Origin of the sequence: Psychrobacillus sp. FSL K6-1415, assembly GCF_038003185.1 — a bacterium.
Taxonomy (GTDB): Bacteria; Bacillota; Bacilli; order Bacillales_A; family Planococcaceae; genus Psychrobacillus; species Psychrobacillus psychrodurans.
The window spans coordinates 834,091-851,295 of sequence record NZ_JBBOOQ010000001.1 but is presented as its reverse complement, the minus strand read 5'-3'; the positions used below and the strand labels follow the sequence as shown (position 1 = coordinate 851,295).

The window sequence follows — 17,205 nt, the reverse complement described above, 5'->3', positions numbered from 1 at the left end:
TACTTGAGTGGTTTTTTAGTCCCTGTGTAGGAAACGATTCTGAATTGTTTCCTACACAGGGACTAAAAAATGCTAGTATCCATTTAGATACTAGCAAGGTTAATCTATAGAACTAATTTGAGATTCTTTTTTGTTTTAGTATTTTGATAATAAAGAATATTGTCTTTAATAAACATTACTTCAGAATGGATTGAGTTGATTTGCTTTTTTTCTTTTCCATTTAGCTTTACCTTATATAAATAGCCCCCATTAGAATAGTTGCTATAGTATATCCATTGGCCCTGAATAGCAAAGTATGGAACTTTATCTCCTAGAACTTTTGTTTTCTTTAAAGTTTTTTTATCCATTTTATATAATAGGTTGTCTTTAGAATCGGAATAATAATACATTCCATCTTTTTCTACCATATTATTCATATTGTGAAAGTAATTGAATTTAGAGCTTGTAGCTACTGGATATGCAGTTTCATCCCATTGATGATTTACTTTTAGTTGCTTAGTATTTTTTAAAAAGTAATTATAATGAACACTTCCGGGCTTATTTGGGACCGGATCATCCCACGTGGTGTCGACATGATAATATTGACCATCTATCTTTACCATATTCCAAGAATGATTTCCGCCATTCGCAATCCCTGTTACTTGTATAGTTTGTACCCCTACCATATTAAGTATCAATGCCATTGACTTTGTATAACCGTCACAAACAACGATTTTATTTATAAGGGCTCCATAAGCTTCATAGGAATCATCGGAAACATTATTTTTTAAGAAGTTATCATAATCGTACGCAACAGATAATACGAGGTAATCGTGAATGCTCTTTACTTTTTCAAGGTCACTCATGCCCTTTCTGATATTTTCTTTTATTATTCTATCAACTTCCATGTTTACCTTTTTGTTTTTCTCTAAAATGACTTTTCTGTCAGCTTTGTATTTAAAGTTTATCGTTCCGTTTGAAGAAGCAGTTAGCCCATTGTAGTATGAGATAGAAGGATTATTTGCTACTGCCTGATTTACTATTTTTCCAATATCCTTATAACTAATTTTACTAGCATTAAAGGTCGTATTTGTTTCAGCATTTAGCAAACTTTTTACGATATTGTCATATGCCGTTTGTTCCTCGGACTTTGTGATAGTCATGGAAGAGGGTGCTGCTGCAAAAATATGCATTGGGGTAATACTTAATAGCAATACGATAGCAATAAGTAACTTAAATATGTGGTTCATCTTGACCCCTCCAGTTTTAAATTAATTATATTAAATATTACTATAACTATCATCCATAAATAGTTCTAAAATAATATTTATAAAATATAATTTCAAAGGAGAAAGTCCTAATATCTTTAATGTATAACTAATTATAAGGAATATATACCTAATCATAAATAAAAAAGAGAACTATTAGTGTTTGTCGTAAACTACTAATAGTTCTCTTAATATTTAATATTATGCTTTAAACGTTTTTCTTCTATTGAATGCTATCCAAAGACCAACTAGGATGGATGCAATACCACCAAATATTGTACCTATTGGGTAGGCTTCTCCTGTTTGAGGAAGGTAGTTTCCTCCACTAGTTTCATTTATCGTATTTGAATCATTTAGATTTCCAGCTTTTTCTGGCGTACTTGGTTCTCCATTAACATTGGAGTTACCAGTATTATTAGGATTTCCTGGGTTGCCTGGGTTGCTTGGGTTGCTTGGGTTGCTTGGGTTGCTTGGATCTCCTGGGTTACCTGGTTCGCCTGGGTTACCTGGTTTACCTGGTTCGCCTGGTTCTCCTGGTTTACCTGGTTTACCTGGTTCACCTGGGTTACCTGGTTCGCCTGGTTTACCTGGTTTACCTGGTTCGCCTGGGTTACCTGGTTCGCCTGGTTTACCTGGTTCGCCTGGGTTACCTGGATCTTCTGGGTTACCTGGGTTACCTGGTTCGCCTGGGTTACCTGGATCTCCTGGTGTTCCCCCACCACCTGTTGAAATTCTAGCATTTGTTTTTTCAAGTGTAATGGTTTCTTCCTGTTTCTCAATAATTTCAAATGCTACTGGTGTTTTGTCTAACTTATATCCAGCTGGTGCTTTTGTTTCGATTAATTGATATTGTCCAACAGGTAAGTCTTTTAAACTAATCTCACCATTGTCGTCAGTTGTTAACTTCTCCAAATCTATTCCAGTAACAATATCAAACAAAGGATTTCCGTCTTTATCTACATCAGTTGTGGCTTTCTTTAATTCAAATATTGCTCCTTTAAGCTTTAAAGATTTATTTGAATTATATTTAGTCAATGTAACAGAGCGATTTGTTTTACTATTTTCAACTGTTAGTTTTTGGATCGCTCCATTTACCCCTGTTTCCGAATCAAGTACAATTGTTTTTTCAACAGGATCAAGAAGATAATCCTTATGCGCTTCTATCTCTACTAATTTGTACGTATCATATGGTAAATTAGTAAATGTTGCAATTCCATCCTTTGTTGTGGCTGTGTTTTTAATTGAACCATCTTCGTTAGAAAGCTCAAATTTAACACCGTCTATAAGAATCGAATCATTAGATGCATCCACTTTAGTGATAACAATTTCGCCTTTACCACGTGCGTTTTTCATTGTTACCTCAGTGAAAACTGTTTGATTTTCCTTGATTTCAAAGATATCGGTTTTTTTGCTTGCCCCAAAAACATAATTGTTTGGTGCTTTTGTTTCTTCAAAATAGTAGGAACCCGGAACCAAATTATTCACAGCTATTTCTCCATTGAGATTCGTTGTAAGACTAGATAACTCATTATTATCTTTATCTTTCACAATAGTTCCGTGTTGATCGTATAATGTAAATTCTGCACCTGCTAATGGTTTATCATCATTCACATCGACCTTTGTTAGTTTAACTGCTTGATTAACTTTTTCATTAATTACTTCAACAACTATGTCTTCATTTCCAGTTAATAGTATATCCGTGTCAGCACTCATTGTGAATGGTATATTTGCAGAACCAACGTATCCAGCAGGAGTAGTCGTTGTGTCCTCTTTAATAACATAGTCTCCATAACCAACGTTTGCAAATTCAAAATAACCATTTATACCAGAAGTTGCTTCCTTAATGATATATTCCTTATTCGCGATTTTTTTAATTAACTGAAACTTAACTCCAGAAAGTTCCTCTATAGAAGAAGTGAGTGTATCTTTCCCTACTTTTTGAAGTTTTACTGTTCCTTTATTAGCTGATGCAAAAGCATTTGATCTACTAAATTCAAAATTATCTTTAAATTCATCTTCATTTTTCTGGTTTTCACTCGTAGCGTCGGAAAAACTATATGAGATTTTCGCTAGATTATTAAACGCCTCGCCTTTTAGACCAAGAACGAATGTTTTATACCTTACTTGAACTGCTTTTTTTGATAAATTTCCTAGGTTCAATTTAAAGCTACCATCACTATTTACAGTTAACTCTGTACTTGTTGGTTTAACCCAAGTAGTCCCTTCGCTTACGCCTTTAGTTTCGCTTATCGACATAACAGCAATTTCGATAGAATCTGAAATAAGCATTAAATTATTAGAAGGTGTATCTGTTAACACGACTTCCCCTATATTAGAAAGTGATTTATTTACATCTATCGTCCACGTCAGTGATCCCTCACTAGAATTTGAGTTACTAATGCCTTTAGAAACGAGATGATTTGAATCATTTACTTTTACGGGGTTAGATAGTAATTTATGCGTTATCCCTTTAGTTTCAAAGCTTGCACTGTTCAGGTAATTAGATTCATTAGTCTCACCTGCTGCATCTAATTGCTCTTTACTAATACCAATTATATTGTCTGAGTCTTTTGTTTTGTATTGAACATAATAGGCTTTTTTGTTTTTACTGCTATCTAAATCAGAAGCAAAAGTTAAAGTGAAACTTTTCTTATCAGGGCTTACTAATACGGTGTAATCAGTATTTTTTACAAGAGCTTCTGTAGTCCCTATTGTTCCGTTTTCATCATTTCCGCCCTCTGGAGTGAAATCATATATAATGAACGAATCTTCTATAATTTCATGACCAGGTCCAATATTATCCTTTAAGATAGCACCTTCAATTGGCTGTTTATTGAAGTTAACTTTAATACCCCAAGTAAATAGTTGATTTATATAATCATATTTCCCTGCTTTACTACCGTTATTAACAGTCGTTGTTGAGGGTGTATAAGTTTTTGATTCAGAAACTTTATACGTGTTTCCATTATATATCCAGCTAGCATTTGCAGTGTTTGTATATGCTTTAGCAACAACTCCTGCTGTTTCAATATCATAGTCGGTTGTATACTTAATCGTTGCGGTTTGACCTTTTGCAATATTACCACCAGTTAACTCAAACCCTTTAGATGCATCTGTTATGGATATAATCTGATCAGTCATACCAGTAACTGTTAAACCAGTTTGATCAAGCCCCTTCGTAAGCGTTTGGGCGCCTTCACTAAACAAATCTTCAAAAGTTAGATTACTAATTGCTTCATTATCCGCTTTAATTGTAATTGTCCATGTTAGTTTTTGGGCATTTAAATCTAGTGAATAATCTTTAGTTAAAATCCCTTGATATACGCGATGTCCTGATGTTTTTGTAATCGTTCCATTTGTTACAGTGTTCGTAAGATTTCCATCTTTTCCTGTATAGAAATCTTTCTGATTTAGAACATCGTATTTAGCTTTATAAGTAATTCTATACGCATCCGTAATCTCATTTTTGAATTTCAATTCGAAACCTTCAGGAACGGACTCTACCACGTATAACGAATCGCTAATTTCTACTCCATTACCAGTTGTCACTAATCCATCTACCACATCCATTTTAAACACTTTAATAGTTGATAAATCGATATTTTGTGGCCCTGGGTAAGTATCTTTGATATTGTAGTTTGATTCGGTTGGTGCTGGGATTTTAGCTAGATTATAATTGTACTTTATTTCCCAGTTCGTCTCATAGTTGTTATTAACTTGACCGGCTATTTTATTCTTTGCAAGAACTTCACCATAAGTAATACTTTGTGAACCTTTTGCAGTCTCTGTCGATGGACCATTTGTTAATATAGCAGTATTAGTAAATGATTGATTTCCTGCGAGACTTTCTGCTACTACTTTTGTTTTGTATGTGATCTTGTAGGCATTATTTCCATTCAAATTTATATCAGAAAAATTGGAATCCGTAAGATGAGAAATTCCAGCACCTGTTTTATTGATCACGCCGTTTAAACCAACATCATATTTTGCTACCTGAACAGATCCTGCCACTATTTCATGCTTGTTATCTGGAGTATCCTCTACAGTGGCAGCCGTTAACTGCTTTCCAGCTTCGTTAACCCAAATTTCCCAGTCAATTATTCGCTCTCCATCTACTATTTTAAAACCTTTGTTTGCCTTCGATGTTTTGTTATTACTAGTTGATGGTTTAAACGTTAAAGCTATTACTTCTGTTTCGTCTAGATTATTATCTTTCGGAATGATAATATCTTGAGATAACTCATCCCCAGAAAGAGAGAATGTTGACTCGAACTCCATAACAATAGGGTAATTAGAATGAGCTTGTTCAGGTGTTATATCATTCTTTAAAATTACTGTAACCTTTTGACCTACTGTTTCATAATTAAATTCTGGATTACCAGGTTCTGTAACTACAGTTCCACTGAAGTTACCGAAATTTAATACAGATGGTGGAAGTTCGAATATGAAAGAATCTCCAGCAACATATTCCTTGTCCGTTAAGTCAACATCAAAAGCTAAATTGTATTTTGCTACCTGATTTTGCTCTAACTCCATCGTTAATGCTGATGCAGCAGTGAGTTCTTCTTCATCAATCTTTAAACTAAATTTCATAGAATTTACTTTTATAGATTGAGCAGCCATAAGTGGATTCGAATTTAAAGATGTTACTTTAGCATCTTTCTCCTCTTCCTTTAATTCCTCAGAATCAGTTTCTTCTTTTGACTCTTCTGTAACAGGTTCTGAAACTGGCTCTTCAACTGTAGGCTCTGTAATTGAGTCTTCTTTTACTGGAGCAACAGTTTCCACTCCTTCTACGCTAATGGATCCTGCAACATCCTCCAATTGGTTTGGTGCGATAGTTACGGTAATTAGACCATCAACCGAAATTGTGTAGGAGCCTATATTACCTGTTAGAGTACCAGATGTTGCTGCATCTAATTTAAGTTCACTTTGGTATGTGTATTGAACTTCTGTTTCTTCATTACCTGCAACAAAGCTCCATGGAATACTTGCATTGCCAGCTTCGTCTACTGTGACTTCGCCAAATGTAAAGCTTTGACCGAGTGCTGAACTAGTATCATTATTTGCGCTTGTTGTAATTGGTCCTATAAAACTTTGCAAGACTAATAGAAATACTAGCGCTATAAAACTTATCTTCTTCATAGCTTCCCCCTGTTATCGTTTGTTTTTTAACTTTGCTTGAACGATTAACCGGTCGGTTGGATTTTTTTTGCCGAGTGGGGTGCAGGTTACTAATGTCAAGAGGGGTTCTTGTCCATCATCTAGGACTTCTATTTCTGTTCGATCTACAACAAAGGTGCGTACAATTTCAAATTCGTAGTTGCCTGACTCTGTTTGTATGTCCACACTATCGTGAAGTGTGAGCTCGTCTAATCGATTGAATTGTTTTCCATGCGTTGTAGACCGATGCCCTGCCAGCCCAATATTATGAATACCGAATTGTTTGTTGGGTTCAATCATGCCGATTCCTTTTGTTAAAGAATTTGGAGTTACCCCGTCAAAAATCATCATTTCCAAATCAATTTTTGGGATTCGAATGATCCCTCTTGTACCATCTAATAGTCCTAGCTCCTCATCATCGGGATTTGCTTTAACTTCTATTGGCGATACCGCCTCTTCATCGAAACTAGTATTACCCAGATTTTCAAAAGCCTCTATAAGCTGCTCCTGATTCGTATCAAAAAACTTCTTCTCAATCTGCGGATAAAACAGTAGGAAGAAACCAAAAAGTAAAAAGCAAATACTGATGATTCTCCGCAATTTTACATCTCCTTTCCAAATTAATACGTTCAATTCCTTTGTAGGTATCGCTAAGTTCTCCACATTATTGTTGGTGATTCTATCTTAAGATGTTTGAATTTTGTTCTCAGAAATACCCACTTAATAGTACCTATTTAGCACTGAACAATTTCTGAACAAATATAAAAACACTTATTCCCTATGAATTGGAAATAAGTGTATAATTATTATTCGACAAAATGCCCATATGATTTCTTTATTTTAATTGGTACTTCAATACTTAAGTCATCTCTTAATCTAGCTTCAATCATTTTATAAAATTCTTTCATCTTTTGACTATTCTCCATATTTTCATATAAAGCCAAAAGATTGTACATATACATTTCATTATAGCAATCGAGCTCAAGCATTTTGAGCAAACACTCTTCTATTAGAAGGGGATTCACTTCACCAACAGAGATTATTTGTTCTAAATACTGCAGAACTGATTGCCTTAAACGCTGTTGAATAGGAGTGACCCACCTAAAATCTGCTTCCTCCAAGAAATCACCTTGATATAAAACGAGAATTTGTTCCACCTCGGAAGATTCCATTTTGTTATCCTTTAATAATCCTTCTAACACTGTACAGTCACTGTCTATCAACAAGCCTAATGAGTAGTGATCGTTATTAAACTGTACAGCATCTTCTAGACCTTGTTCTTTAAATGTCTTTCTAAGTTGGTACACCGTTGTATGAAGTAGCTTAGCAGCTTTTTCAGCATGTATATCAGCCCAAAGCTGTTCCATGACAATTGCTTTATGAACAGGGGCTCCATGATGCTGCCATAGAAATAGAAAAAGTTCTTTCACTTTCTTCGTGCGCCATTTAACGATATTTTGTTGACGGTCCAATAAATGAAAGCCACCGAAGGTTTTCATATAAAAGTTAGCCTCTTTAAAAGCTACCTTTTTTTTACTTTCTTTATATAGATCTAACTTTTCCTTCAGTCTCTCAATGGCTCTTTTAAGTCGTTTCTTATTTAGAGGTTTCAACAAATAATCAACAGCATTCACTTCAAATGCTTGTAGTGCATACTGAGCATGTGCGGTCACAAACATTATTTCTATATGACTGTATTTACTTCTAATAATTCCCGCTAGTTCGAGTCCATTTACTGCACCCATTTCCATGTCTAGAAAGATTACATCAACATCCATTACTTCTAGTTGTTCCAAAGCAAAATACGGGTTTGTAAACTTTCCAACTACCTCGACGCCACCCAATTCTTTTAGCATTATTTCATTGAAGTCTAAGGACATTTCTTCATCATCAATTAATAATATTTTCATTGTTATTTACCTCTGGCAATCGTATTGTTATTTTTGTTCCTTTCCCTTCTTCGCTTTCAAGGTGTAAAGTTACACCTTTTATAAGTGATAGCTTCTTCAATGGATTGTTAAAACCGATTCTGTTATTTTTGCCTTCTAATAGTTCTTGTTGTTTTTCAAGGGGAATGCCAACACCGTTATCCTCAATCGTTATTTTGATGTTGGACAACTCTCGCTCAATTACCAGCTGTAAAGTCCCTCCATCTTGTTGTTTAGAAATACCATGCTGTATCGCATTTTCAACAAGTGGTTGTATAGTCATTGAAGGAATATATGTTTCAATTGTGTCGTCAATATCATATTGAATAGACAGTCTGTCGCCAAAACGCATTTGTTCAATTGCTAAATAGGATTGTACTAGTTCTACCTCATCTTCTAACGTTACTAGTGAATGATGACCCTGAAAATCTAATTTTGCACGGAAGTAGATAGCTAGATGCTGCAGGGCATCTCGTGTTTTTTCTACATCTGTGTAGCTTAAACCAATGATCGTATTAAGAGTATTATATAAAAAATGGGGTTTTATTTGTGCATAATAGAAACTTAACTCATGATTTAAAGCATCTTGGGCAGATTTTTTCATCAATAATAATGATTCTACACGAGCTTTTAACTCATCTAAATTTACTGGTTTTTGTAAAAAGTCATTCGCACCCATCTGGAAAGAAACGACTAGATCAGACAATTGTCCAGCAGCTGTTAATATTATAATAGGTAACTCAACAAGAGCATACTCCTCCCGTATAGCTTGAGATAATTCATATCCCGACATATTTGGCATCATTAGGTCCACAATGATTAGATCGATTGAACGTGTTTTTATGATATCCAATGCTTCTGTACCACTATTAGCAGCAATAACATTATATTTCAACGAGTGAATCATATTTATAAGAACTTTCAAGTTTGCAGGCTCGTCGTCTACTACTAGAATGGTATAAGTTTTTGTTCCTGTCACTTTGTCAGATACGACTGTCGCAGCTTGAAGCTGTGTTACTTCTGTTGTTTCAGGGGTACTCATTTGCTCTGGCCACATTAAGCGTTCCTTCACTTTTTGTTCCACTATCTGTTGTTCGCTCGCAAGAGGAACTGTAAAAGTAAAGCAGGAGCCCTTCCCAATTTCAGAGGAAACCGAAATACTTCCTCCAGAACTTTCTATAATATTTTTTGTGATGCTTAGTCCTAACCCAAGACCTTTGGCATCTCCTGATCTACTGCTTTCAATTTGATAGAAGGAAGAGAATATCAATTCCAAGTGTTCTTTTTCTATCCCCTTTCCAGTATCTGTTACCGATACGTGCATATGAGTTCCTTTTACTTTCGCATCAATCGTAATGCTTCCTTGGTTCGTATATTTAATCGCATTATATATCAGATTAAAAAAGACTTGTTTAAGCTTTTGTTCATCTATGTATATTAGCGGAAGATTCTTTAATGCATTATTTTCAAGACTTATCTGTTGAATCGGTGAGATTAAGTAACTCATTTCAGCAAGTACTTCTTCAACTATAGTAATGTTCACTGGACGTGCAACTGTACGAATATTTCCATTTTTAATGTTGGATACAAATAATAGATCCTCTACAATACTTGCCAATCGTTTACCAACATTATGTATTAAAATAACATTTTCCTGTTGTTGACGCTTTAAGGGACCATTGATTCCTTCCAATAAGGACTTAGACAGATTTATAATCCCATGTAATGGCGTGCTTAGTTCGTGTGATGTCTTAACTAAAAATTCATCTTTTAGTCGGTCATACAAAAGGAGCTCTTCGGATAGTGCCTCCACTCTTTTAAAAGCATCTTGATAGCGATGACTCACCAGTAAGGACAAGCTAAATATCATGAGCAAACATAAAGCCGATAGCAAGCCTTTAACTTCGATTTCCAAAAGGAATTCTAAACCTAATACCAATCCATAACACATAAAGGTAGTCACCGTCAGTAACAAATACTCGGTATCCTCTTTCTTTCTAAAAAAAGCCCTCATCAAAACGATGAAAATATAAGCAAAGCATATAGCTAAAAGCAAAACAATTAAAACTTGTCTAATCTGCATTGGATAATATTTAGTTGGTACAAAAATGGAATTATACATACTATATTTAAGTATTTGCATAAAGAGCAAACTGCTTAAGACAATGACTATTATTTTATTTACATATTGTTTAAACAAATGGTAAACAAACAACATGAAAAATAGCACGACTAAATGGATGATCAACAACTGTAATCTAGTCTGTTCTTTAGCATCAAACTCAGGAAATACTATAAAAAATAAATACTCGTTCAGCATGGAAGTATATAAACCAAGAGCGATACAAAATAATGCAAAGAACAATTCGTATATATACTTTTTCCGTTGTATAAATGTGAAAAAGTGAATTAACCCTAACAGCATATATCCTGAAATGATCATCATTTCGATAAGCCTGTCCAATTCATGTTTAGCTATTATAGTTTCAGCCGTTCCAAACTTAAGGGGATGGATAATTCCACCGGTATAATAAGTTAAATTAGCAACTTGCACTACAATCTCCAGTTGTTTATTTACACTTTCGCCTATAACTATATATTTTCTATTATCATATATGAAGTCTTCTTTATTCTTTGTAGGATTTCCTGCTCCTCCAACTTCTTTGCCATTTATATAAAACTTGCTGGAGTTACGGATGGCGTATGCCTTTATCCCATAAGACCCTTCCTCCGGCACATCTATAAGCAGCCGATACGTACCTATTCCATGTGGACTACCATCTTTCAAACTGGTATTCCACTCTCCAGGCACTGTTATTTGCTCTCGTATTTCTTGGGAACTAGCAAAAACATCGTGATTAGGATTGGGAACGATTAATTGATCGGGATAAAATTCCCACTCCCCATTCAGCTCTATAACTGGATCATTTTCCTCATCCCAATCCTCCAAAGTTAAAACTCCATTTTGTATTGGAGAGGTATGAGAGTTTAATGATTGAAATGGGTTAACTATATATATCAATGTTATAAGAAAGATACTAATTGATAGAAGGATGGAAATTTTTCTTTTCACTAATTGACACCTCCATTTCCAAAATACTCCTTATCTTACTGTACAAGAAAAACAATTATATTTACAATCATATTTTTCAGATACTCCATTAGAAAAGTGTTGTTCCCTGTGTAAGATACAATTCTGAATTGTCTCTTACACAGGGAACAACAAAATAAGCCCTCTCCTCAGTAATATCGAGAGGAGTGGGCTATTGTTTAACTATCAGAATTGTTTGCTACACAGGGACCATTTTATGCAGGCATCAGAATTGCTCCAGCATCTTGTGGCATCGATTCTAAAATCGGTACTGAAAGTTCAGGACTTGGTACTGTTGTTTCTGGATTTGGCGTCAAGGAATCAGGACCAGGGACCACAGTTTCAGAGCCTGGAATAATAGATTTGAAGAAGCTTGCTTCTGAAACATTTACATTTACTGTTAGTTCGTGTTTACCGTATTGAACGGTAATCGTAGTGCTTCCTGCTTTTTTCGCTCTGATTAAACCACTGTTCACTGAAACTATTGCTTTATCCCCTGGAGTATATTTTGCAGCTGCTGTTACATCTCTTTCAGTTGTTTGACCATCTGGAGTTGTTGTTACTTCTTTAATTGCCACGCGTATCTCTTTTCCAGCTTCTAACTCGATTTGTGTGTTATCTGCCACTAGTGTTACTTCTGGTGCTGCAACTGTTACATTTACAGTTAAATTGTTTTCACCATAGCTAATATTGATCGTTGTAGCTCCGGCATTTTTTGCTCTGATTAAACCATTCGTTACAGAGACCACCGAATTATCTGCTGCTTTATATTTTGCAGATGAAGTCACGTTTCTTTCAGATGTTTTGCCATCTGCTGTTATTGTTATTTCCTTAATAGTTAGTTGTGCTTCCTTTCCAGGTTCCAATTCAATTTGAGAAATGTCTGTAAATAAAGTTACTTCGGGTTTTGTAACCGTTACGTTTATAGTTATTTCATTTTTACCATATTTCGCAGTGATTGTTGTACTTCCTGCATTTTTCGCTCTTACTAATCCATTCGTTACAGTAGCCACTGCTTTATCTGCCACTGTATAGGTCGCAGCTGTTGTTACATTTCTTTCGGTTGTTTTTCCATCTGCTGTTGTTGTTACTTCTGTAATTTTAAGTTGGGATTCTTTTCCTGATTCCAAACTAATATCTGGTTTGTTGGCGGTAAGTGTTACTTCTGGTTCTGACACTGTGACATTAATAGTAACTTCATTTTTGCCATATTTAGCAATAATTGTTGTGCTACCTACACCTTTTGCTGTTACTAAACCTTTGTTGACTGTAGCTACTTTATTATTTCCAGATTTGTATGTTGCCAGACTTGTTATATCGGACTGTTTTGTTTTTCCATCTGCTGAAGTGATTACCTCTTTAATTGTTAGTTGTGCTTCTTTTCCTGGTTCCAAATTAATTTCTGTTTTGTTTGCAATCAAAGTCACTACTGGCTCTGTAACTGTCACACTTATAGTTACTTCTTGTTTACCATACTTAGCAGTGATTGTAGTTTCCCCTGCTTTTATTGCTGTTACTAAACCATTGCTCGCAGTAGCAATTTTACCATTCGCTACTTTATACGTTGCAGCCTTTGTTACGTCTACTTGCTTTGTTTTTCCATCAGCTGTTGTTGTTACTTCCATGATTTTTAGCTGAGACTCTTTTCCTGGCTCCAAATCAATTTGTGTTTTATTCGCAGTTAGTGTCACTCCTGGTTCTGTTACCGTTGCATTTACTGCTAGCTCATTTTTTCCATATTTAACTGTAATAACTATACTTCCTGCATTTTTAGCTGTTACTAATCCATTTTTCACTGAAACTACTTTATTGTCTGCTACTGAATACTTGGCAGCACTTGTTACGTCTGTCTTTTTCGTTTTTCCATCTGCTGTTGTTGTTACCTCTGTTATTTTCAGTTGCGCTTCTTTTCCTTTTTGCAAATCAACTTGTGTTTTGTTAGCCGTTAAAGTTACCCCTGGTTCTGTTACCGTCACATTTACTGTTAGCTCATTTTTACCGTATTTAACAGTAATTGCTGTACTACCTGCATTTTTAGCTATTACTAAACCGTCTTTTACGCTAGCCACTTTATTATCAACGACTTTGTAAGTTGCTGCTTTTGTCACGTCTTTTCGTTTTGTTTTTCCATCTGCTGTTGTTGTTACTTCTGTAATTTTCAATTGTGCTTCTTCTTTTGGTTCCAAATCAATTTGTGTTTTGTTAGCAGTTAAAGTTACTCCTGGTACAATAACTACTGGATCTTTTACAGTCACATTTACTGTCACTTCATTTTTACCATGAGTAATAGTAATTGTAGTAGAACCTTTTCCTACCGCAGTTACTAATCCATTTTCAACTTTTGCAATACTTTCATCTGCTACAGAATATGTAGCTTCTGAAGTTACATCTTTATTAGTTGCATCACCTTCTACAGGTGTAGATGTTTCTGTTACAGTAAGTTGAGACGTTTCTCCAGCTGTTAAGTCTAGCTTAGTTGGATTAACAGAAAGTGATAGAACTGGTTCTGGTACTTCCGTTTCTTTTTTGTAAATTAATGCTTCGCCAACATTTCCTGCCGCATCATTAATAATTACTTTCACTGAATCTGTGTCAGCTGTTACTGGGAATGTAAAGCTACCGTCTTCATTCAAATTAAATGAAACCGCTGCTTTTGCTACTCCATTTTCAGTGGCAATATACGAAGCTTTTAATTTGTCATTTAAGTTGTATTCTAAACCGTATAAATATAATTCTTCATTGTAATCGATATATTTGTCTGTAATTTTCCCCGTCGCTATGCCTTCCGTTACTGCTCCAGTAACTACTGGTTTTGTAGTTTTTACTACAATCGGACCCACATAGTCCTGGACAACTCCTGAAGCTGCAAGTCCAGTGAAGTCAATTGTGTATAGGCCGTCTGGTATTGTTGTTGCAGGTGCAGTACCCCATGGTTTGTACTGTCCAGCAACGTTCAGGTTATATGATCCTTTTCCAAGTGAAGCTCCTGAATGTAAGTAACCGATGTAGCCGTCACCATATTCGCCACCTTCAGGGTTCATGATGTCCCAAAGTTCAATATAATTTGTTGTTACGTCCCCAGTTAATGTAAACGAAAGAACTGCAGAATCTTGAACTCCGTCTCCATTAAATGATAAATCTGTTTTTGTGATCTGATAGTTTTTGATTTCAGTTGCTGTCACTCCACCAAAGTCAGCCGCAAATGGCAAGGAAACTTCTGAAGACCCACCGTTAATGTTGATATATCCCAGTATTTCAGAACCGTTTGGTGCAGTTGCTTTAGACGCAGTCAATGTAACTTTTAACACTTGCTCTCCAGCAAGATTGAATGTCGGTTTGTCTATCGTCACTTTTGCATCACCAAAGGATTTTGTTACATCCACTGAGACGTTATAGTTTCCACCTTTACCAGCAATATCTTTCACTAAAATTTCTTTTGTTACTGATATATTACCTTCTTTAAGTGATTGTGGACCGAAAGTAACTGTCCCTTTTAAGTTTTCTACTACTGCTCCAGTACCATCTAACACTGCAGTATCTACTCCATAAGCAAGTATTTCTGGATGTGCTGCTGCATATGCATTCACACGCCCTGCACCTTGAGCAAATACATCATACTTCGTTGTATCCAAGATTTTAGCAGTATTAGAAAGGGCTACTTTCACATCGAAAGCATTCCAATCAGGATTTGCTTGTTTTACAAGAGCAGCAATACCTGCGATATGTGGTGTTGCCATTGAAGTTCCTGTTTTACGATCATATGCTTCACCGTAAACAGCATCAGGGAAATCTGTTTTGTACATTGGAATTGTGGACATAATATTTGTTCCAGGTGCACTTACATCTGGTTTAATATCAAAGTTTGGTGTAGAAGGGCCACGTGAACTGGAGTCATTTACCTCATCTCCAAAAGTATTCGTAGAAGCGAATTTACCAAAGCTAACCTTTCCTGTTCCCCCTGCCAATGCAGCGCGGATTGCCTCGCCATCAGTCAAAGACATATCATAAGTTGGAAGGAAGGCAAAAGAATCCCCCAGGAATGTTCCAGAAGCATTTGGTGTATTCGATCCGGTTGCAGAGTTATGAATAATCGTAGCAACTGCTCCATTTGCCTTTGCATTCGCAATTTTATCGACAAACGCGATATTTCCACGAGCAATCAATGCCACTTTGCCCTCCACATCAATTCCTTCAAAGTCTTTTACTTCCCCAAGGCCAGGTACTGCCACTAGGTCAAACTCACCTTGAAGTTGTGTAGCTAAATCCTTTCCAAAAGTTGTACCCATTAATTGTAGTTGTTTTGTTAAGTTGTAATCTCCAACCGTAACTTTTACTTCTCCATTGTGCATCGTTTCCGGATTTGTAGTGTTACCAACCCCAATCCCTAAACGTGCTGTAGCAGGAGTACCCATTGTGCCGCGGTTAGGACCATCATTACCTGTTGCGACAACTCCGATAGTACCAGCAATCATTGCATTATTTATAGCAAATGATCCTGCATCCGTTTCAGAGTTTGCTCCACCACCAAGTGAAAGGTTGATAATGTCCATTTTTTCAATAACAGCTGTATCTATTGCTTTCACAATGCCTGAAGTTGATCCACTGCCATATGCTCCAAGCACACGATAAGCATAAAGGTCTACTTTAGGTGCAATCCCTTTAATGCCATATTCGTTTGCTCCAATTGCTGCGATTGTTCCAGCAACATGCGTGCCATGTGATGTATAGAACGAACTTCCATTTGCATTAAATTCAGGTGTTCCCGCTGGACGTTCTGAAGGTAATGTTTCAGATGCATCATTATCTGCACGTGTTTTTGTATAAGTCGATGAGTTTGGAATAAAGTTCTTTCCGCCTTTATAAATACCCGCGAACTCTGGATGATCAGCATCAATTCCTGTATCTAGTACCGCAACTTTAATGCCTTGTCCTTCGATTCCTTCACTCCAAAGCTTTTCAATACCTAAGAATGAAATACTTGTGTTCATCTTAGCATCTACTTTAGGATCTTTTTTAATCACAGATGACTTTGTTGGTTTTGTTTTTTGTGGTTCCTCTGACGCGTAAACAATTGTGTCTGGTTCCACTAATGTTACTCCTTGAACAGTAAGTAGTTTTGGAATGTCACTCGCTTTAACCGTTGCTGCGAAGCCATTCAACACTGTGTCAAAGGTATATCCTTGTTTAATACCAATATTTTTTGTTGTTAATTCTTTTTTGACTAGTGTTTGTTGTGCTTTTACTTTTGTTCTCACTTGGCTTTCTTGTGTGGTCGAGAAAGCTTTTCCTTTTAATTCGCTTATTCCTTTTTCAAGAGCTACTGGTTTCTCAGATAAATGTATAATTACTGCAACCTCTTGGTTACCAGATTGGTCTTGTAAATCTTTGTGTAGCTTTGGCCCACCATCTATTAAATTTAATTGTTCCGCGACAGCTGATTTTAACTGCATCGTACTCTCGCTTGGTGTGTTCTGCTTGAATGGCTTTACACCTGAGTTTGCAGAAGCAGTCATTGCAGGACTAAGCATCGTAAAGATCATAGCTAGTACCATAAAAGCACTAAAAAATTTATTTAAAAACTTTTTCTTCAATATAATTCCCCCTTTTCCCAACCTAATTTACTTTACGAAACTATAAGTTTGGCCCCTTACCACTAATGCTTTTTTAAGAAAATCGCTTCCTTCCTATGAATGGTTACTTATAAAGTAATTTTCATGATGTAATATCATTTCTACTATATGTGCTAGTCCTGGTGGCTATGACATGTCCCTATCAA

6 protein-coding genes are annotated in these 17,205 nt (G+C 35.8%); all 6 read right to left on the bottom strand.

From position 1 onward, the window contains the following. Window positions 1-104: 104 nt before the first annotated feature. The 6 genes from MKY60_RS04030 to MKY60_RS04005 all read right to left on the bottom strand — a co-directional run bounded on the left by MKY60_RS04030 (window position 105) and on the right by MKY60_RS04005 (window position 17,020). On the bottom strand, window positions 105-1,229 hold the full coding sequence (locus MKY60_RS04030; protein ID WP_340928710.1) for a DUF5050 domain-containing protein: 1,125 nt from the start codon (window positions 1,227-1,229) through the stop codon (window positions 105-107). 219 nt (window positions 1,230-1,448) lie between these two features. Next, the gene (locus tag MKY60_RS04025) at window positions 1,449-6,392 is read right to left on the bottom strand and encodes a SpaA isopeptide-forming pilin-related protein (RefSeq protein ID WP_340928708.1); all 4,944 of its coding nucleotides are present in this window, start codon (window positions 6,390-6,392) and stop codon (window positions 1,449-1,451) included. A gap of 12 nt (window positions 6,393-6,404) precedes the next feature. Then, complete coding sequence (locus tag MKY60_RS04020) at window positions 6,405-7,010, bottom strand: class D sortase (protein ID WP_340928705.1); 606 nt, start codon at window positions 7,008-7,010, stop codon at window positions 6,405-6,407. A gap of 206 nt (window positions 7,011-7,216) precedes the next feature. Then, window positions 7,217-8,320, bottom strand: a complete 1,104-nt coding sequence (locus tag MKY60_RS04015; protein ID WP_340928703.1) for a response regulator — start codon at window positions 8,318-8,320, stop codon at window positions 7,217-7,219. After that, window positions 8,301-11,411, bottom strand: a complete 3,111-nt coding sequence (locus tag MKY60_RS04010) for an ATP-binding protein (protein WP_340928701.1) — start codon at window positions 11,409-11,411, stop codon at window positions 8,301-8,303. The genes MKY60_RS04015 and MKY60_RS04010 overlap by 20 nt, the downstream gene beginning before the upstream one ends. A gap of 233 nt (window positions 11,412-11,644) precedes the next feature. Then, entirely contained in the window at window positions 11,645-17,020 is a 5,376-nt protein-coding gene (locus MKY60_RS04005; RefSeq protein ID WP_340928699.1) for a S8 family serine peptidase, read from the bottom strand. Window positions 17,021-17,205: the final 185 nt, after the last annotated feature.